The organism is Nocardioides rotundus, assembly GCF_019931675.1.
GTDB lineage: Bacteria > Actinomycetota > Actinomycetes > Propionibacteriales > Nocardioidaceae > Nocardioides > Nocardioides rotundus.
In genome coordinates this window covers 3,637,243-3,655,974 of sequence record NZ_CP082922.1, presented here as the reverse complement: position 1 = coordinate 3,655,974, position 18,732 = coordinate 3,637,243, and the positions used below count along the sequence as shown (strand labels likewise).

Here is an 18,732-nt window from a genome sequence, read left to right as displayed (position 1 = left end):
GCATGGCCCGCCGCCGGTTCCTGGTTGCGTACGACATTCGCGAGCCGAAGAGGCTTCGGCGAGTCTGCAAACTCATGGAGGCGCACGGTGACCGGATGCAATACTCGGTGTTCATCTGCGACTTGGACCGCGCCGAGCTAGTCCGCCTGCGAGCTGCGAGTGAGGCGATCATGGACCTCAGCGTCGATTCGGTGGCAATCGTCGATCTCGGTGAAGTGGGAGAGGCACGGTTTACCTTTATCGGGCAGCATTACCGCCTGCCGCGGCGAGGGGATCAGATCGTATGACGAGCGCTGTGGTGCACAGACCAGCGAGCCTGCACCGCTCGCGCCCTGGTCATGCCCTCATTTCGATGCCGGGAGGCGCTGCCAGACGAGCTCCCCCGCGTTGCAGTCGCGCAGCGCTCGCGGGTCGCTACGTTTTCGCAGGTCAGGGCCCCCAGATTCGGGGAGCCCTCTTCCCGGTGTTCAGCGCCGGGCTCCATTGCGGCACGGTTCACAGCCGACGACTGCCGAGGCATCGCGGCCGCTCTTCCCGGTGTTCAGCGCCGGGCTCCATTGCGGCATGTCGGCGGGCATGTCCTCGGGGCCGGTCCAGCAGCTCTTCCCGGTGTTCAGCGCCGGGCTCCATTGCGGCAGCCTGAAGGTGCTGGCATGAGCGCCGACCTGCCCCGCTCTTCCCGGTGTTCAGCGCCGGGCTCCATTGCGGCCTCGCGACTGCCACGCCCTCCCCCAACCGCTACAAGGAGCTCTTCCCGGTGTTCAGCGCCGGGCTCCATTGCGGCAAGGACTGGGACGCCGCCCTACGGACCTGGCTCCGCACTCTTCCCGGTGTTCAGCGCCGGGCTCCATTGCGGCCCGTCATCGGCGTTGCAGCGGTTCGGGACGATGGACCTCTTCCCGGTGCTCAGCGCCGGGCTCCATTGCGGCTCGGCCAACGATGTGCGGCCTCTGCTGCGAGACATCCTCTTCCCGGTGCTCAGCGCCGGGCTCCATTGCGGCTGCGTCAGCGCCGCGCCCACACGTCCCCGCCTTCACCTCTTCCCGGTGCTCAGCGCCGGGCTCCATTGCGGCGACTCCGGTGACAAGGCCACCCCGAAGGCCATGAGCGCTCTTCCCGGTGCTCAGCGCCGGGCTCCATTGCGGCAACGAGGCCGCCGCCTGGCTCGCCGGGGAACCTCACACTCTTCCCGGTGCTCAGCGCCGGGCTCCATTGCGGCGGGTCGTCCTCGCCCGCGTAGACGCTCACGGTGAAGGCCTCTTCCCGGTGCTCAGCGCCGGGCTCCATTGCGGCGTCCAGTCCCCGGCCGACCTCGGCCACGACTCGACCCTCTTCCCGGTGCTCAGCGCCGGGCTCCATTGCGGCGTCCTGACGGGAGCCCGATGCCGGAGCGCCGCGCGAGCTCTTCCCGGTGCTCAGCGCCGGGCTCCATTGCGGCAAGGACACGTGGAGCAACCCGAGCAAGCCGAGCGAGCCTCTTCCCGGTGTTCAGCGCCGGGCTCCATTGCGGCTTCGACATGCTCGCCACCGAGGGGCCGGCCACGCTGCTCTTCCCGGTGCTCAGCGCCGGGCTCCATTGCGGCACCGACCGCTTCGCCGTGGTCGAGGACAAGGTGGCCGGCTCTTCCCGGTGCTCAGCGCCGGGCTCCATTGCGGCGCGGACGCGGCGTGGCCGGTGAAGAACGCGAACAGGGTCTCTTCCCGGTGTTCAGCGCCGGGCTCCATTGCGGCTGGCTGGTTCGCCGTGTCCCGCGGGCGTTGCCCTCCCCTCTTCCCGGTGCTCAGCGCCGGGCTCCATTGCGGCGGCTTGAGCAGGGCGGCGGTGAGGCCGACGGCAGGGCTCTTCCCGGTGTTCAGCGCCGGGCTCCATTGCGGCACGCCGGGCACGCTGGACGGCACGACCGCGTTCATCCCTCTTCCCGGTGCTCAGCGCCGGGCTCCATTGCGGCACGTTCAAGGGCACCGGCGGCGACATCCGGGCGGTGTCTCTTCCCGGTGCTCAGCGCCGGGCTCCATTGCGGCAGCATCCGCGAGTTTGCTCGGCGGACTGGCAAGACGCCTCTTCCCGGTGCTCAGCGCCGGGCTCCATTGCGGCGGCAACGACGCGATCCGCGCCGCCTCGATCCTGTACTCCTCTTCCCGGTGTTCAGCGCCGGGCTCCATTGCGGCCCGTGCGAGGGCGACCCCGAGCTGGTGCGGGCGGCCCCTCTTCCCGGTGCTCAGCGCCGGGCTCCATTGCGGCATCCTCGCGCTCCGCAAGGACATCACCTACGAGGTCCTCTTCCCGGTGCTCAGCGCCGGGCTCCATTGCGGCTCGGCGTCCGGGCAGCTCACCAAGGGCGTCGTCCCCTCTTCCCGGTGCTCAGCGCCGGGCTCCATTGCGGCCACGTCCGCAGGTCCAAGCACCCGCCGCCGTCGTGCTCTTCCCGGTGCTCAGCGCCGGGCTCCATTGCGGCGCGTCGAGCGCGGTCTGTGTGGCGGTCGAGATCGCACGCTCTTCCCGGTGCTCAGCGCCGGGCTCCATTGCGGCGAGGAGCAGTTGGCCCAGCAGCAGCGCGCCGCTGCGCTCTTCCCGGTGCTCAGCGCCGGGCTCCATTGCGGCCCCTGTGCCGTGAGCGCGTCGAACACCGCCGAGCCCCCTCTTCCCGGTGCTCAGCGCCGGGCTCCATTGCGGCTCCTTGATCGCAGCGTTGGCGGCGTCGAAGGCGGCCCTCTTCCCGGTGCTCAGCGCCGGGCTCCATTGCGGCGTGCTTGGGCTGGACGCCCCCGAAGGGCTCCACGCGACTCTTCCCGGTGCTCAGCGCCGGGCTCCATTGCGGCATCGTCTACAAGGCGATCTTGTCCGGGGTCCGAGGCTCTTCCCGGTGCTCAGCGCCGGGCTCCATTGCGGCGGCTGGTGCCGCAACCTGGAGGACGATCGCCCCCAGGCCTCTTCCCGGTGCTCAGCGCCGGGCTCCATTGCGGCTCGCCAAGCTCGGCGCCGCTCCGGGCGCCACCGCGGCGCTCTCCCCGGTGCTCAGCGCCGGGCTCCATTGCGGCCCCTTGAGCCAGCACACGATGTAGATGCGGTCCCGGCCTCTTCCCGGTGTTCAGCGCCGGGCTCCATTGCGGCGACGGCGACCGGGGCGGCTCGGTGCAGGTGTGCGCCCCCCTCTTCCCGGTGTTCAGCGCCGGGCTCCATTGCGGCCGGCGATGCCCCAGGCGTCACGGCCGCTTCGGTGGGCCTCTTCCCGGTGTTCAGCGCCGGGCTCCATTGCGGCATCGCCTCCCGGGTCGCGGAGCGGGTGTGGCTCTGCTCTTCCCGGTGTTCAGCGCCGGGCTCCATTGCGGCCGGGCGAACGTGTCGGCCAGCCACGCGGCGTCGGTCTCTTCCCGGTGTTCAGCGCCGGGCTCCATTGCGGCATCGCCTCCCGGGTCGCGGAGCGGGTGTGGCTCTGCTCTTCCCGGCGTTCAGCGCGGGGCCGTGGGACGCCCTGTTGGGTGGCTCCGGCGGTACTCGTGTGGAGGCCGCCGCGCGCTGATTGAGTGCGCTACTCCCGCCGCTCAGCAGCCGCGGGATAGACCCCGAGCAGCTTCACCTCGTGGGTGAAGAACTCCAGCTCCTCCAGAGCCCGGGCGACGCCGGGGTCGTCGGGGTGCCCGTCGACCTCGGCAAGGAACTGGGTGGCGGTGAAGTGGCCGTCGACCATGTAGGACTCCAGCTTGGTCATGTTCACCCCGTTGGTCGCGAACCCGCCGAGGGCCTTGTAGAGCGCGGCCGGCAGATTCCGCACGTTGAACACGAAGCTCGTGACGACCGGGCCGCGGCCCTGCGGCGCGCGGACGAACTCCGGCGAGAGCACCACGAACCGGGTGGTGTTGTGGTCCTCGTCCTCCACGTCGCGTGCCAGGATCTCCAGGCCGTAGATCTCCGCTGCGTGCGGCGGCGCGAGGGCCGCCTGACTGCGGATCCCCGCCTCGGCGACCTCGCGAGCCGCGCCCGCCGTGTCGCCTGCGATGACCGGCTCGAGCCGGTGCGCGCTGATGATCCGGCGGCACTGCCCCAGCGCGTGCACGTGGGAGTGCACGCTGCGGATCTCGTCGATCGGCACCCCCGGCAGCGCCATCAAGGCGAACTGGATCCGCAGGAAGTGCTCGGCCACGATGTGCAGCGTCGACGTCGGCAGGAAGTGGTGGATGTCGGCGACCCGGCCGGCGAGTGAGTTGTCGATCGGGATCATCGCCAGGTCGGCGCGCCCGCCCTCGACGGCGGCGAACACGTCCTCGAAGGACGCGCACGCGATCGCCTCGGCCTGCGGGTAGTGCTGCGTGCACACCAGGTGCGAGTTGGACCCGGGCTCGCCCTGGTAGGCGATCCGCCGGGCGTCGGTCAGGATCGACGTGCTCACGCCGCGCATCCTCCCACGCAGCGCGGCACTCCCCGGCGATGTGTCCCACGCGTGGGAACTTCGGCAGGAGTACGGCGGAAGTTGGGCCACGCGTCACCGAGGGTCCACACCCCGCCCGGAGCCTGAAGCCATGGCCCCGACCCTCCTCGCAGGACCGGTCAGCCGGCTGCGCCGGAAGCCCACCCCGAGGCCGCTGCCGCGGGGAGTGGATGTCATCGCCCACCGGGGTGCCTCCGGCTGGGCGCCCGAGAACACGCTGGCCGCCGTACGCCTGGCGCACGCGGAGGGCGCGACCAGCGTCGAGTGCGACGTACACCGCACCGCCGACGGCTGCCTGGTGGTCCACCACGACGCCACCCTGGCCCGCTGCACCGACGCGGCGACGTCGCTGCCGGACGCGGCGCCCTGGCGGATCGCGGACCTCACGCTGGACCAGCTGCGCCGCGTGGACGCGACCTCGTGGTTCGGCTCCGGCGCGGCGCCCGAGCCGGTGCCGACGCTGGAGGAGTGGGTGCACGCGGTGGGCCCACGGACCGGGATGCTGATCGAGGTCAAGGACCCCGCGCGCTACCCCGGCATCGAGCAGGACCTCGCGCAGCTGCTGTTCAGCCTCCCGGCCGCCCGCGCGGTGCACCAGGCCGGTCGGCTCACCATCCAGTCCTTCGACCACGCCTGGCTGGCCCGCTTCAAACAGCGGGCGCCGGAGGTGCCCGTCGGGCTGCTGACCGGAACCCGCCCGCGGGGCCGGGACCTGGTGGAGGCCGCATCCTGGGCCGAGCAGGTGAACCCGCGAGCGCGGACGGTCACCCGGCCGATCGTCGAGCGCGCCCACGAGCTCGGCCTGCAGATGCGCGCCTGGACGGTGAACGACCCGCTGGTCATGGCACGCCTGGTCGAGTGGCGGATCGACGGCATCATCACCAACCAACCCGCGCGACTCGTGGGGCTGCTCGACGCGATGGGGCCGAGCGGGCCCTAGGGTCTGCGGTATGCAGCTCGCCCTCGCCATCCTCGCCCTGCTCGTCGCCTGTGCCGCGGCCGCGCTCGCGGTCATCGGGCTGCGTCGCCAGGCGGCCCAGGCCCGGCGGCCGAGCGCGGAGTCGCTGCCCGCCGACGTGCACGGGCTGCGCCAGGAGGTCGCGGCCCTGCGGGCGGAGTCCGGCGACGCGCTGCGGCACCTGTCGGTGGTGCGCTACGACGCGTTCGGGGACATGGGCGGCCACCTCTCCTGGTCGGTGGCCCTGCTCGACGACCACGGCCATGGCGTCGTGCTCACCTCGATCCACGGACGCAGCGAGGCCCGCACCTACGCCAAGAACATCAGCGGATGGACCTGCGACCAGCAGCTCTCGCCGGAGGAGGAAGAGGCGATCGAGCACGCCCGCCCCTGACGGGCGGTTTGGATGCATCGAGTGCCCGGTCGGGGGTTTTCTGGGTGCATCGAGTGCCCGGTGGGGGGTTCTTGGGTGCCTGGAATGCCTGGTGGGGGGTTCTTGGGTGCATGGAATGCCTGGTCGCGGGATTTTGGGTGCAACCAAAAGCGGATCGGCGGCGTCGTAGGGGATGAAGGCCTCTTGGTCGCCGGTTCACGGGGGTGCCGGCGACCATGGGGCCTTCGCCGTGCTGGGCCCCGTCGGACGGCCGGGCGGTCACGCGGGCGCGCGGTCGGGTCAGCGGGGCACACGCACCAGGAGGCGACCGTGGATGCACTCCATCCGCAGCTCCTTGCCGGGGCCGATCGAGTCGCCGTCGAGCTGGCGCGGCACGTCGGTGGCGGCGCGCACCGTCACCGAGGCCCCGGTCATCCGGTTGATCAGGTCGTCGGTCTGGGTGCTCTTGGACAGCACGCGCGCCGCGAGCGGGATCCACGACAGGAAGCGCCGCGGGTGGAGGAGTACGACGTCCAGCTTGCCGTCGTCGATCCGCGCGTCCGGCAGCAGCGGCATCCCCGCCTGGAGGTAGCCGACGTTCCCGACGAGCACGGTGCGGGCGCGGTGGGTCGTGGGCTCGCCGCCGTCGACGGAGACCTCCACCTTGACCGCGGGGAACATGAGCGACTTCAGCCCGGAGACGACGTACGCGAACCAGCCGACCTTCTGCTTGAACTCCTCGTTGACGCCCTCCATGATCGCGGCGTCGAAGCCCATCCCGGCCATCACCATGAAGTGGGAGTCCTCGAAGCCGTCCCCGGAGACCGCGACCAGGTCCACGGCCCGGTCCTGGCCGTTGAGGGCGACGTCGATGGCCGAGCGGATGTAGAGCGGGATGTCCAGGTTGCGAGCCAGCAGGTTGCCCGTGCCCGCGGGGATGATCCCGACCGGGATCCCCGTGCCGGCGAGCTCGGCGCACACCTCGCGCACGGTCCCGTCGCCGCCGCAGACCATCACCAGGTCCGCGCCGTCCACGGCCGCCGCGTGCGCCATCCCGGTGCCCGGGTCCTCGACGGTCGTGTAGTGCCAGGTCGGGCTGCTCCAGCCCGCCTCCTGAGCCATCGCGGTGACGATCGAGCGGAACTGGCCGGGGTCCTCGACCTTGGAGGGGTTGAGGACGACGGCGAGCTTTCGGTCGGTCGGCACGGTCGCGAGCAGCGGCCGGTCGCCCCGCGACTGCGGACGGGGCTGCGGGTCGAAGAGGCCGAGCGCGAGCAGGGCCACGCCGGCGCCGAGCAGGGTGCCCGCGATCACGTCGGTGGGGTAGTGGCGCCCGAGCAGCACCCGGTCCAGGCAGCCGACGACCACGAAGGCCGCGGCGGCGACGTACACCGCCTGACGCGCCGACGAGCGCCGCAGGAAGATCCACGCGAGCACCACCATGACGCCGGCGAACGCGGCCATCGACGACGCGTGCCCCGAGGGGAAGGAGCGGGTCGAGAGGAGGTCGATCGAGTCCTGCCACGCGGGCCGCACCCGGCCGACCGTGAGCTTCACGCCGGTGGTGACCAGCGAGGTCACCAGCATCACGACGACGGTGTACGCCGCCGCGCGCGGCTGCTTCTTCCACAGCAGCCAGACCGCCGTCACGGCCGTCAGCACCGCCATCCCGACGGTGGCGAAGAGATGCTCCACGACCCGGAGGATCGCCACCAGCCAGGGGATGTCGTCCGCCCAGGCCTCCGCCTGCCGACCCCACAGGTCGACCGGGTCGAGGGGGGCGCGGTCCTGGGTCACCAGGAGAGTGAGGAGACCGAAGCCGACCAGACAGGCGGCGGCCCAGACGAGAGGGAGGTATCGGGGTCGGTCGAGCACCCGGCCAAGTATGCCGACCGGTCGAGACGGGTCGAGGCGCCGGGCCGCCGTCCTCTCCCCCGGACGGCACCCGGCGCCTCGCCATCGTGCGGCCCCCAACGGACCGAGTGACCCCGCACCCCCCTCACCCCTCGAGAGGGGGGCCCGGGCGGGCCCCACCCCCGTGCGGGACCCATCGAGCACCACGCTCCAAGAGAGGCGCAAAGGACGCGCAAAGGCCGCCGCTGCCGGGGTTCACGGCCATGCGGGGAGGGGTTCCCGCACGGTGCGAGGGCAGCGACGGCCTCGGCGTCGGTGGTGACGCGGCTCAGTCGCCGCGCATCCGGATCTCCACCTCCTGCAGGGTCACGGGCTCGCCGGCGACGTGGTCGAACGCGAGGCGGTACGGCACTCCCGCCTCCTCGCAGGCGTCCATCAGCGCGAGCAGCTGGCCGCCGGCGGGACCCGTCCAGTGCTCACTGCGCAGGTAGGCCGCCTCCTGGGCGGTCACGGTGATCCCGCGCTGCCGGGCCTCGGCGACCAGGTCGGGGACCGGCGCGCCGACGAGGCCGCGTCGACGCAGCCTGTTCGCGGCGCCACCGCCGCGAGTGTTGAACTTCGTTGCCAGTCGGCCGCCCCCCTTGGGCTTCCCACTGGGCCTGGGCTTCCTGGGTTTGTCCGGAGCCATGGTTCATCTACCCCTCTTCTTCATCGGTGGAAGCAGGGGCGACCGTCACCCGTCGCGGGTGTCGGCCCACCAGGGGGCGTCCATGGCGTCGCACTGCTGTCGCGCCTGCTCCCCCCAGCGGGCCGCCTCCCGGTGGTCACCCTCGAGCTCCGCGAGCGCGGACAGCACGCCTGCCGCGGGGCCGAGGGTCGCCACTGCGGGGCCTAGCGTGACCCAGCAGCGCTCATACGGCAACAAGGTACGGCGCAGCTCGGGGGCCGCCACCCCGGCCGCGACCGCGGCGCGGCCCGCGAGAGCGAGCTCGGCGATCCGTCGCCAGCCGTGTGGTGCGGCCACCACGCGGTCGATGCCCGCCCGCACGTCGTCGGCCGAGGCACGCCCGGCCTGGGCGTCGACCATCAAGAGGGCCATCTCCGGGACCAGGTCGGGCACCCACAGCGACTCGGGCCCGGTGACGACGTCGCGCAGCGACGCCGCCAGGAGCTCGTGGTCGGTGAGGTAGAGGGCGACGAACTGCTGGGTCATCAAGAAGTTCTCCCGCAGCAGTGCGGGCACCCGCGGCCACTGGTCGTGCACCTCCTGGGCGGCGAGCATCGCCGCATCGGCCTCGCCACGACGGAGCAGAGCGTCGACGCCCAGCAGCTGATGCCACCACCGGGCATGGGCATGGCGCCGCTGCCGGGAGATCTCGTCGAGGCGATCGAGCTGCTCGGCCGCCTCGCTGCCCCAGCCCATCGCCAGCAGGTCGTCGAGCAGATGCCGGATCATCCGCACCTGCAGGTCGATGTCGCCCAATTGCTCGGCGAGCCACACCGCCTCCTGCGACTCCTTGGCCCGCCGGGTGGGCACCTCGCCGGCGTAGTGGGACCGACGCCAGCGCGCCTCCAGAGCGCACACCTGGGAGAACGGCGAGCTCGCCCGGGCACACTCGGCCAGCAGCTCCTCGGTGAGGGTGTCCAGCGACGACACCGGCGCGGTCCGGGTCAGCGCGTCCAGCACCCGCACCCGCGTGTCCGGGTCGAGCTCGTCCCGGTCGAGCAGCCAGCGAGCGTGGCGCTCGACCACGTGCATCTCGCCGCCGTCGATCCGGGCCGGCCCCCCGGCGTACTCGTCCAGGCAGGCGGCCAGCTCGGCGTCCCGCTCCTCCGCGCGCAGCCGTCGCATCACCGGCACCAGCACCTCGCGGGCGTCGACCACTCGGCCGGTGCGCATCAGCGCGCGGGCACGCTCCTGCTCGGCCGCCTGGGCGAGCGTGGGGTCCCCGAGGTCGGCGGCGCGGGCGAGCAGCGGGTCGGCGCCCTCCCAGTCGCCACCGGCGATCGACTCCCGGCCGGCCGCCAGGGCCCACCGCGCGACCAAGGCGTCGGGCAGCCCGGCGCCGAAGGTCTCTACGGCGTCGGTGAGCAGCAGGGCGGGGATCTCCCACTCCGAGTCCAGCACCTCGCGCAGGATCTCGGTGCAGGCAAGCCGGCCCAGCGACTCGCGCACCGCGCTGGTCAGATAGGGGTGGGCCATCCCGACGTGGTCGCCCTGCACGCGCAGGACCCGTGCGACTAGGAGGTCCTCCACCGCGTCACCGCCGAGCAGCCGGCTGGCCGTCTCCAACGCGATCGGCGTGCCCACCACGGCGAGCATCGAGGCACCGGCCCGCGCGGAGTCCTCCAGCGGGTCCAGCAGCCGCTCACCCAGCGCGTCCAGCCCGAGCGCCGGCTCGACGGCGTACTCCACGAGCAGCGGGACGCCGCCGATCACCCGGATCTGGTCGTCGTCGAGCTCGGCGCCGGGCCGCAGCCGGGCGGCCAGCTGCCGGGTCTCGTCGGGGGTCAGCGGTCCGACGTCGATCGTCACCGGGGTGCGTGCACCCCACGGGCCGGGCGGCTCCCGACCGGGACGACGGGCCACGACCAGGCGCACGCCGCGGGCGGCAAGCAGGCCGAGCACCCGCACGCTGGGCGCGTCCGCGGCCTCCGCGTCGTCGACCAGCAGCACCGTCTCGGGCGTCAGGTGCCGCTCGGCGAGGTCCTCCGCGACCAGCTCGAGGTCGTCGGGGATCGCCGTACCGGCCACGCTCTCGCGCAGCAGCTGCCGGTCCGGGTCCTGCGCCGCCGTCGGGTGCGCGGCGAGCAGCTCCAGCAGCAGGGAGTACGGCGTGCTCGCGGCGGCCGCCGACACCAGCACGGTGCGCTCCGGACCGCGGTGCAGCTCCTGCAGGATCGCGGTCTTGCCGATGCCGCCCTCGCCGCGCAGCAGCACCGGCTGGCCGGAGTCCAGGTGCCGGCGGACGTCGCCCAGCAGCCGGTCCCGGCCGACCAGCCGGCTCGGCGGCGCCCCGACGACGGTCGGAGCGGCGCGGATGGCCGGTGCCCAGGCCGGGTCGTGCCGGAGCACCGCCTGCTCGGCGTCCAGCAGCCGGGGCGAGGGATCCAGGCCCAGCTCGGTGTCGAGGTCGGCGAGGTGCGCGCGGAGCAGGGCCAGGGCGCGCTCCTGCCCGGCCCCGGCATAGGTCGCGCGGATCCGCAGCAGCACCAGGTCCTCGTCCCAGGGGTCCTCGCGCTGGAGGCCGTCGGCGACGGCGAGCGCGGTCTCCGGGTCGCCGTCGGCCAGGTGAGCGGCCGCCAGGTCGTGTGCGGCCTGCCGGTGCAGCCGGGTCAGCACGGTGCGCTCGGCGTCGACCACGTCGCCCTCCATGCCGGCGTACGGCTCGGCCCAGCGGTCCAGTGCCGACCGGAGCATCGAGACGGCCTCGCCCGGTGCGCCCTGTCGCAGCAGCGCCCGCCCCTGGCCGGCCTCGGCGGCGAAGAGCCGGGCGTCGCACTCGTCCTCCTCCAGCCGCAGCCGCCAGCGCTGGGGCATCCGCGCGACCCGCGTGGAGACCGCCCGGTCGCGGCCGGGCTCCAGGGCGTCGCGCAGCTTGGCCAGGTGCACCCGGATCGCCGCGTCGGCCGTCGGCGGCGGGTTGCCGGCGTAGAGCTGCTCGAGGAGTACGTCGAACTCGACGCCGCCGTCCCCGCCCGCGGTGAGCAGCCCCAACAGGAGGGTCAGCCGCGGCGGCAGACGCACGGGCTCCTGGTCGACGTCCAACGCGATCCCGCCGAGGACCCGAACCTGCAGGGCGGCCATGGGGCTCACCCTAGGGCTCCCACGCCCCCGTGCGCGGCGTTCCGATCCGCGGGACGGTCGGGACGGCGGATAGCCTTGCCGCATGATCGATCCCCGCCTGCTCCGAGACGACCCCGACCGCGTGCGCGCCGCCCAGGCCAAGCGCGGGCTGTCCGCGGAGCCGGTGGACCGGGCGCTCGCGGCCGACGAGGCTCGCCGTACCGCCATCGCGGCGTTCGAGCGGCTGCGCGCGGAGCAGAAGCAGATGGGCAAGCAGGTCGCCCAGGCCCAGGGGGAGGAGAAGCAGGCTCTCCTGGCGAAGGTCAAGCAGGTGGCGGCCGACGTGAAGGCCGCCGAGGCCGAGCAGGACGCCGCCGAGACCGAGTGGGAGGACGCCCTCAAGGCGATCCCCAACGTCGCCGCCGACGACGCCCCGGCCGGCGGCGAGGAGGACTTCGTCGTCCTCGAGCACGTCGGCACCCCGCGCGAGTTCGACTTCGAGCCGCGCGACCACATCGAGCTCGGGCGGATGCTCGGCGCCATCGACCTCGAGCGGGGCGCGAAGGTGAGCGGCTCGCGGTTCTACTTCCTCACCGGGGTCGGCGCGCAGCTGGAGCTGGCGCTGGTCAACCTGGCGATGGACCAGGCGCGCGAGGCCGGCTTCACCCAGGTGATCGCCCCGTCGCTGGTCAAGCCGCGGGCGATGGACGGCACCGGGTTCCTCGGGCAGGCCGCCGACGACGTCTACCGGATCGAGGGCGAGGAGCTCTACCTCGTCGGGACCTCGGAGGTCCCGATGGCGGCGTACCACTCCGACGAGATCCTCGACGCCGGATCGTTGCCGCTGCGCTACGCCGCGTTCAGCCCGTGCTTCCGCAAGGAGGCAGGCTCGCACGGCAAGGACACCCGCGGGATCATCCGGGTGCACTGGTTCGACAAGGTGGAGATGTTCGTCTACACGACGGTGGAGGAGTCCTACGCCGAGCACCAGCGGCTGCTGGCGTGGGAGAAGGAGTTCCTCGACAAGCTCGGGCTCGCCTACCGGGTGATCGACGTCGCCGCCGGCGACCTGGGCCTGTCGGCGGAGCGGAAGTTCGACTGCGAGGCGTGGATCCCCACGCAGGGGCGGTATCGCGAGCTCACCTCGACCTCGAACTGCACCGACTTCCAGTCGCGCCGCCTCGACATCCGGATCCGCGGCGAGCACGGCACCACCAACGTGGCGACCCTCAACGGCACGCTGTGCGCGATCCCGCGGACCATCGTGGCGATCCTCGAGAACTACCAGAACGAGGACGGCTCGGTCACCGTGCCGGAGGCGCTGCGTCCCTACATGGGCGGCCAGGAGGTGCTGAAGCCCCGTGGCGACTGAGAGCGAGTCCCGGCCGCCCGGGAGCCCCGGCTGGCAGCCCCGGCTGGTCGCGCTGGACATCGACGGCACCCTGCTGGAGTGGGTCGACGGCGAGGACGAGATCTATGAGAAGGTCTCGCCCCGGCTGCAGGCCGCGGTGCGGAAGGCCGTCGACGCCGGGGCGTACGTCGTCCTCGCGAGCGGCCGCTCACCGCACGGCATGACGCCGATCGCGGACCTGCTGGGGATCACGCCGGACGCGCCCGATCAGGCCGGCCGGCTCTGGGTCGTCGCGGCCAACGGCGCGGTGCTGCTGCGGTATCCGCCGTCGGAGATCGTGCACGAGGAGACCTTCGACGCGCGGCCGGCCGTCGAGGCGGTGCTGCGCGAGCACCCGAAGGCGCTGGTCGCGGTCGAGGACCGCGGGCGGGGCTACCGGGTGAACCGGCCCTTCCCCGAGGGCGAGCTCACCGGGCTGCTCACCGAGGCGCCCGTCGACGAGTTGGTCGCCTCCCACGTCTCCCGCGTGGTGATCCGCGACCCCGAGGCGACCGCCGACGACTTCGTCGCGCTGGCCGCCCGGCTCGGGCTGCACGGGACGGAGTACGTCGTGGGCTGGACCGCCTGGCTCGACCTGACGCCGGTCGGCGTCTCCAAGGCCTCCGGCCTGGAGTGGGTCGCGCGCGAGCTCGGGCTGACCGCCGCCGACGTGCTCGCGATCGGGGACGGCCGCAACGACATCGAGATGCTGCGCTGGGCCGGCCGCGGCGTCGCCATGGGCCAGGCCGTCGAGGAGGTCCGCGCGGCCGCCGACCACGTCACGGGCACCGTGCACGAGCAGGGGGCGGCCGAGGAGCTGGAGCGGTGGTTCGGCTGAGGCCCGCACTGGTCGCCTCCGACATCGACGGGACACTCCTGCACAGCGACGGCACCCTGTCCCGGCGAACGCAGGACGCGATCGCCGGGCTGGATCGCGCGGGCATCCCTCTGGTCCTGGTGACCGCGCGGCCGATGCGCTGGATGGCCGACTTCCGGGGCCTCGCCGGCCTGCACGGGCTGGCCGTCGTCTCCAACGGAGCCGTGGTGATGGACCTCGGGACGGGCGAGCCGCTGGAGGTGACCGGGATCGCGCCGGCCGACGGGCTGGCGCTCGTGGAGGCCGTGCGGGCCGCCGTACCCGGCGCGCGGGTGGCGGTCGAGACGCCGGCCGGCCTGGTGCGGGACGCGGCCTACGTCGAGTCGCACCCGATCCCGTCCGGCAGCCCGGCCGGGCCGCTCGCCGAGGTGTGGGTGGACCCGGGTGTGAAGCTGCTGGTGCAGCACCCCGACGGCGCGGAGGTGGTCGACGGCGACGCCTTCCGGTCCGCCGTCGCGGAGGCGCTGGGGGAGCGCGCCACGCCGACGTGGACCATCCCCGGGCTGGTGGAGGTCGGGCCGCCGGGCGTCACCAAGGCGACGACGCTGGCGCGGGTCGCCGCGGAGCTGGGCGTCGGTCCGGAGGACGTGATGGCCTTCGGCGACATGCCCAACGACATCCCGATGCTGACCTGGGCCGGCCGCGGCCTCGCGGTCGCCAACGCCCACGCGGACGTGCTGGCGGTGGCTGACGGCGTCGTGCCCGCGAACGACGAGGACGGCGTGGCCCGCACCCTCGAGGGTCTGCTGGGCTGACCGCGGCCGTTAGGGTGGCGGGCATGCCGAGCCCTCGGGTCCGCCGTACTCCCTTCGCCGTCGCGGCCGCCGCCCTCGTCGGTGGCGGCGTGCTGGCCGTCGTACCCCTCGCCGCCCCTGCGGGCGCCGTCGACGCGACGACCTGCGAACGCGAGAGCGTGGCGGCCTCCGCGCGCTCGGTGGACGTCGTCTTCAGCGGGACCGTGGGCAGCAGTGAGGCCGTCCGCCGGGCGGGTGAGCGGCTGCGGCAGGTGCGCGTCGAGGTCGACCGGATCTACCAGGGCAGCGTCGACCGGGACACCACGGTGGTCACGATGCCGCAGGCGGACCGGCCGGTCGCGGGCGAGGAGTGGTACTTCTTCGCTGACGGGTCGGGTGGGCGCTACACCGCGGCTCCGTGCTCGGGCAGCCGCGTGTCCACGCCGGAGACGACCCGCCGGGTCGAGGCCGCGCTCGGCGCCGGTGAGGTGTACGTCGAGCCCGAGCCGCCGCGCGAGCCGCTGGCCTACGAGCAGCAGGACGTGGCCGACCAGCCCCCGCTCTCCCGGATGCTCGCCCCCGGCGCCGGCCTCAGCCTCCTCGCCCTCCTCGGCCTCCTGGTCACCCGCCGCCGCCACCCCTGACCCTGCTTCTGCCGAGTCGGCGCCACTTCACCCCCGAGTCGGCGGGGAGCAGAAAGCAGGATTTGGGCGCGCGGATCCTGCATTTCGCTCCCCGGCCCCGCCGCGGGTCCGTCGTACCTGATGCCGGTCGCAGGCCGCCGCGGCGATCAGCCCCCGAGGGTACGGCGGGTGAAGAAGCGCCGACTGGAGGTGAAGTAGCGCCGACTCGGCGTGAAGAAGCGCCGACTCGGCGTGGGGGGCTAGAGGTACATGCCCCCGGTGTCGTGGCCCTGGGACTGGCCGCCCTGACCGGGCTGACCACCCTGGCCGGCCTGGCCGCCCGGCTGCTGGCCCTGGCCGGGGAGGCCCGGCTGACCCTGGCCGGGACCGGGCTGACCCGGCTGACCCGGGCCGCCCATCGGGAGCTGGCGCCGGATCTGCTCGAACTGGGCACGCGCGGCCATCTGCTGGGCGTAGATCGCGGTCTGGATCCCGTGGAAGAGGCCCTCCAGCCAGCCGACCAGCTGCGCCTGCGCGATCCGCAGCTCGGCCTCGCTCGGGGTGCCCTCCTCGGTGAAGGGCAGCGAGAGTCGCTCCAGCTCCTCGACCAGCTCCGGCGCGAGCCCGGTCTCGAGCTCCTTGATCGAGCGCTGGTGGATCTCCTTGAGCCGGTTGCGGGATGCCTCGTCGAGCGGCGCGGAGCGCACCTCCTCGAGCAGGTTCTTGATCATCCCGCCGATCCGCATCACCTTCGCCGGCTGCTCGACCAGCTCGGTGAGCTGCTTCTGGTCGTCCCCGTCGTCGGAGCCGTCGGAGCCCTCCGAGGCCTGGGCGAGCGCGGAGGCCGGGATCGCGCCCACCGGCTGCCCGTCGGGCCCGACGATCAGGATCTGCTCCTGCTCGCCCTCGGGCCGGTCGCCGCCCGACGACTCCTGCGATCCGGACGGCTGCTGCTGCTCGGTCATGGTCTCACCCTACGTTTCCGACGGTCAGGACGATCTTGCCCGCATGGGCGCTGGACTCCATCAGCTCGTGCGCCCTGCCGACCTCCTCCAGGGGCAGCGTGGCGTGCACGATCGGGCGCACCCGCCCGTCGGCGATCAGCGGCCACACGTGCTCGACCACCGCGGCACAGATGGCGGCCTTCTCCCCGAGGGGCCGTCCGCGCAGCGAGGTGGCGATGACCGCCCCGCGCTTGCCGAGCAGCTTGGCGATGTTGAGCTCGCCCTTGACGCCGCCCTGCATGCCGATGATCACCAGCCGCCCGGCGGTGGCCAGCGCGTCCACGTTGCGCTGGAGGTAGCTCGCGCCCATGTTGTCCAAGATGACGTCGACGCCGTCGGGCCCGACCTCCTCGACGAAGTCCTGCTCCTTGTAGTTGATGACCACATCCGCCCCGAGCGACCGGCAGAACTCGGCCTTCTCCGCCGACCCGCAGGTGGCCAGCACCCGGGCGTCGTACGCCTTGGCGACCTGGATCGCGCAGCTGCCGATCCCGCCCGAGCCGCCGTGCACCAGCAGCGACTCACCGGGCTGCAGGTGACCGACCATGAAGACGTTGGACCACACCGTGCAGCACACCTCGGGCAGCGCCGCGGCCGTGACCAGGTCGACCCCGTCGGGGATCGGCATGACCTGCCCGGAGGGTACGGCGACCCGCTCGGCGTACCCTCCGCCGGCGAGGAGCGCGCACACCTGGTCGCCGATCGACCAGTCCTCGACCTCGGCCCCGAGCGCCGTGATCGTGCCGCTGCACTCGAGGCCGATCACGTCCGAGGCGCCCGGCGGGGGCGGGTAGTTGCCCTGTCGCTGGAGTACGTCGGCCCGGTTGACCGCCGTCGCGGCCACCTCGATCAGCACCTCGCCGGGGCCGGGCTGCGGGTCGGGCACCTCCCCGATGGAGAGGACCTCGGGGCCGCCGGGCTCGGACGTCGTCACCGCTCGCATGGCTCCACCCTGCCACCGCAAGAGCGCGTGCGCCTCCCCCGGTGGTGTCAGCTCTCGTAGGAGTCGCCCGAGTGGTCGACGCCGCTGTCGTCGGGCACCTCGTCGGGTACGTCGTCCTCGTCCTCGCCGGCCGCGTGGTCCCAGCCCTCGGCGAGCTGCTGCGCCCGCGCGGCCAGCTCCTCGACCTCCTCGGGGCTCGCGCCCTTGGCTCCCACGGCCACCCCGAGCAGGTAGGTCGTGATGGGCGCGGAGCGTCGCTCCACGCTGTGCGCGGCGACCCGGGCGAGGTCGAGCACCAACCCCTCGTCCACCTCGGTGTCGACGTCCAGGGCGTCGCAGAGCTCGTCGATCCAGTCGTGCAGGTCCACGTCGCCCAGTCTCCGCGCCGGTCCCGGCGTGTCGCAAGGCCTACTCCAACGCGCGGAGGTCCGCCCACGTGTCGACGTCGCGCGCCTCGTCGCCGGACGCCTCGACCTCGGCCAGCCGCAGCGGCGCGAGCAGCCGGTGCATCGGCATCCCCTGGGCGTCGGCAGCACCCGGCCAGTCGACCCGGTCGGGACGGAGTACGCCGGCCAGGTGGCGCCGTCCGCCGGAGACGAGGAAGGCCCCGTCGGCATCCTCGGCGGCGGAGGTGAGGCGCGCGAACGTGTCCGCCGTCAGGAACGGCATGTCGACCGCGACGACGGCCAGCAGGTCGGCGGGCCCGCTCAGTGCGGCGCGGCCGGCGACCAGCCCCGCGACCGGCCCCCCGCCGGGCGGGTCCTCCCGGGCGAAGATGACGGGGTCGGGCGCAGGGGCGGGGGGACCCACCACCACGACCTCCTCGGCGTCGCGGACGGCGGCCAGCACGCGCTCCAGCAGCGTGACGCCCCCGACGCGCACCGCGGCCTTGTCGCGGCCGTCGAGCCGGCGCGCGGAGCCGCCGGAGAGGACGACCGCCGCGAGACGCATGGTGCCCAGCCTAGGGTGGAGGGATGATCGAGGACCGTCCCCGTGACGACCTGCGCGTGGCCCTCGTGCAGCGCGCCAGCAGCCTGGACCCGAAGGAGAACCGCGAGGCACTGGAGTCCCTGGTGCCCGCGGACCAGGACCTGGTCGTGCTGCCGGAGGCGTGGGCCCGTGACTTCGGCAAGCCCGGATCGCCGCTGGGGGAGTTCGCCGAGCCCCTGGACGGCCCGTTCGCGACCGAGCTCGAGCGGGTAGCGCGCGAGCGGGGGGCCACGGTGGTCGCCGGGATGTTCGAGCCGGGCGAGGACGACCGGCCCTACAACACCCTGGTCGCCCGCGGGCCCGGCCACGCGGCGTCGTACCGCAAGATCCATCTCTACGACTCCTTCGGCTACAAGGAGTCCGACACCGTCTCCGCGGGCCCGACCGAGCTCGTGCCGCAGCTGGAGCTGGACGGCTGGAGCCTGGGCCTGATGACCTGCTACGACCTGCGCTTCCCCGAGCAGGCGCGCGCGCTGGTCGCCGCCGGGGCCGAGGTGCTCGTGCTGCCCGCGGCGTGGGTGGCCGGGGAGCGCAAGGTCGAGCACTGGCGCACGCTGGTCCGGGCCCGGGCGATCGAGAACACCTCCTACGTCGTGGCGGTGGGCCAGCCGGGTCCGCGCTACTCCGGCCACTCGATGGTGGTCGACCCGTTCGGCGACATCGTGGTCGAGGCCGGCGACGACGACGAGACCCTGACGGCCGTCCTCGAGCCGGACGTCTTGGAGAAGGCCCGGGAGACCAATCCGTCCCTGAGGAACCGTCGGCTGTAGCC

At 73.3% G+C, this 18,732-nt stretch carries 18 protein-coding genes; 9 read left to right on the top strand and 9 right to left on the bottom strand.

Annotated elements, in window-relative coordinates; genetic code table 11:
- Positions 1 to 2 precede the first annotated feature (2 nt).
- Both cas2 and K8W59_RS20510 read left to right on the top strand, forming a co-directional pair.
- The gene (cas2, locus tag K8W59_RS18015) at positions 3 to 287 is read left to right on the top strand and encodes a CRISPR-associated endonuclease Cas2 (RefSeq protein ID WP_223396327.1); all 285 of its coding nucleotides are present in this window, start codon (positions 3 to 5) and stop codon (positions 285 to 287) included.
- Positions 288 to 1,484: 1,197 nt separating this feature from the next.
- Entirely contained in the window at positions 1,485 to 1,679 is a 195-nt protein-coding gene (locus tag K8W59_RS20510) for a hypothetical protein (RefSeq protein WP_449866978.1), read from the top strand.
- Positions 1,680 to 2,362: 683 nt separating this feature from the next.
- On the opposite strand, the gene K8W59_RS20505 is transcribed toward K8W59_RS20510, so the two are convergent.
- Positions 2,363 to 2,596 (bottom strand): hypothetical protein, encoded by a 234-nt coding sequence (locus tag K8W59_RS20505; protein ID WP_449866977.1) that lies wholly within the window; start codon positions 2,594 to 2,596, stop codon positions 2,363 to 2,365.
- Between the two features lie 934 nt (positions 2,597 to 3,530).
- A complete protein-coding gene (locus K8W59_RS18010; protein WP_223396326.1) occupies positions 3,531 to 4,388 on the bottom strand; it encodes a prephenate dehydratase in 858 nt (285 codons plus the stop codon).
- A gap of 130 nt (positions 4,389 to 4,518) precedes the next feature.
- Here K8W59_RS18010 and K8W59_RS18005 point away from each other — a divergent pair, with 130 nt between their 5' ends.
- Together K8W59_RS18005 and K8W59_RS18000 are read left to right on the top strand one after the other, a co-directional pair.
- Positions 4,519 to 5,367 (top strand): glycerophosphodiester phosphodiesterase, encoded by an 849-nt coding sequence (locus K8W59_RS18005; RefSeq protein WP_223396325.1) that lies wholly within the window; start codon positions 4,519 to 4,521, stop codon positions 5,365 to 5,367.
- 10 nt (positions 5,368 to 5,377) lie between these two features.
- On the top strand, positions 5,378 to 5,779 hold the full coding sequence (locus tag K8W59_RS18000) for a DUF4446 family protein (RefSeq protein ID WP_223396324.1): 402 nt from the start codon (positions 5,378 to 5,380) through the stop codon (positions 5,777 to 5,779).
- Positions 5,780 to 6,058: 279 nt separating this feature from the next.
- On the opposite strand, the gene K8W59_RS17995 is transcribed toward K8W59_RS18000, so the two are convergent.
- The 3 genes from K8W59_RS17995 to K8W59_RS17985 form a co-directional block, all read right to left on the bottom strand.
- A complete protein-coding gene (locus tag K8W59_RS17995; RefSeq protein WP_223396323.1) occupies positions 6,059 to 7,633 on the bottom strand; it encodes a diacylglycerol kinase family protein in 1,575 nt (524 codons plus the stop codon).
- Positions 7,634 to 7,940: 307 nt separating this feature from the next.
- Complete coding sequence (locus tag K8W59_RS17990; protein ID WP_223396322.1) at positions 7,941 to 8,300, bottom strand: hypothetical protein; 360 nt, start codon at positions 8,298 to 8,300, stop codon at positions 7,941 to 7,943.
- A gap of 45 nt (positions 8,301 to 8,345) precedes the next feature.
- Positions 8,346 to 11,420: a BTAD domain-containing putative transcriptional regulator gene (locus K8W59_RS17985; RefSeq protein WP_223396321.1), complete on the bottom strand. Its 3,075-nt coding sequence runs from the start codon at positions 11,418 to 11,420 to the stop codon at positions 8,346 to 8,348.
- Between the two features lie 82 nt (positions 11,421 to 11,502).
- On the opposite strand from K8W59_RS17985, the gene serS reads away from it, so the two are divergent.
- From serS to K8W59_RS17965, 4 genes are read left to right on the top strand one after another with little or no spacing between them, the layout of a single operon-like run.
- The gene (serS, locus tag K8W59_RS17980; protein WP_223396320.1) at positions 11,503 to 12,771 is read left to right on the top strand and encodes a serine--tRNA ligase; all 1,269 of its coding nucleotides are present in this window, start codon (positions 11,503 to 11,505) and stop codon (positions 12,769 to 12,771) included.
- A complete protein-coding gene (locus K8W59_RS17975) occupies positions 12,761 to 13,627 on the top strand; it encodes an HAD family hydrolase (RefSeq protein ID WP_223396319.1) in 867 nt (288 codons plus the stop codon). The genes serS and K8W59_RS17975 overlap by 11 nt, the downstream gene beginning before the upstream one ends.
- The gene (locus K8W59_RS17970) at positions 13,615 to 14,421 is read left to right on the top strand and encodes an HAD family hydrolase (RefSeq protein ID WP_223396318.1); all 807 of its coding nucleotides are present in this window, start codon (positions 13,615 to 13,617) and stop codon (positions 14,419 to 14,421) included. Before K8W59_RS17975 ends, K8W59_RS17970 begins: the two co-directional genes overlap by 13 nt.
- Positions 14,422 to 14,444: 23 nt before the next feature.
- Positions 14,445 to 15,044 carry a hypothetical protein gene (locus K8W59_RS17965; protein ID WP_223396317.1) on the top strand — a complete coding sequence of 200 codons (600 nt, stop codon included), beginning with the start codon at positions 14,445 to 14,447 and terminating at the stop codon, positions 15,042 to 15,044.
- Between the two features lie 239 nt (positions 15,045 to 15,283).
- Here the strand turns inward: K8W59_RS17965 and K8W59_RS17960 are convergent, their stop codons facing one another.
- From K8W59_RS17960 to mobA, 4 genes are read right to left on the bottom strand one after another with little or no spacing between them, the layout of a single operon-like run.
- The gene (locus K8W59_RS17960; protein WP_263283263.1) at positions 15,284 to 15,988 is read right to left on the bottom strand and encodes a bacterial proteasome activator family protein; all 705 of its coding nucleotides are present in this window, start codon (positions 15,986 to 15,988) and stop codon (positions 15,284 to 15,286) included.
- A gap of 4 nt (positions 15,989 to 15,992) precedes the next feature.
- Positions 15,993 to 16,970, bottom strand: coding sequence for an NAD(P)H-quinone oxidoreductase (locus K8W59_RS17955; RefSeq protein ID WP_223396316.1), 978 nt, complete (start codon positions 16,968 to 16,970; stop codon positions 15,993 to 15,995).
- Positions 16,971 to 17,017: 47 nt separating this feature from the next.
- Entirely contained in the window at positions 17,018 to 17,338 is a 321-nt protein-coding gene (locus K8W59_RS17950; protein WP_223396315.1) for a DUF6457 domain-containing protein, read from the bottom strand.
- 40 nt (positions 17,339 to 17,378) lie between these two features.
- Positions 17,379 to 17,921: a molybdenum cofactor guanylyltransferase gene (gene mobA, locus K8W59_RS17945; protein WP_223396314.1), complete on the bottom strand. Its 543-nt coding sequence runs from the start codon at positions 17,919 to 17,921 to the stop codon at positions 17,379 to 17,381.
- A 23-nt stretch (positions 17,922 to 17,944) separates the two neighbouring features.
- On the opposite strand from mobA, the gene K8W59_RS17940 reads away from it, so the two are divergent.
- The gene (locus K8W59_RS17940; RefSeq protein WP_223396313.1) at positions 17,945 to 18,730 is read left to right on the top strand and encodes a carbon-nitrogen hydrolase family protein; all 786 of its coding nucleotides are present in this window, start codon (positions 17,945 to 17,947) and stop codon (positions 18,728 to 18,730) included.
- Positions 18,731 to 18,732: the final 2 nt, after the last annotated feature.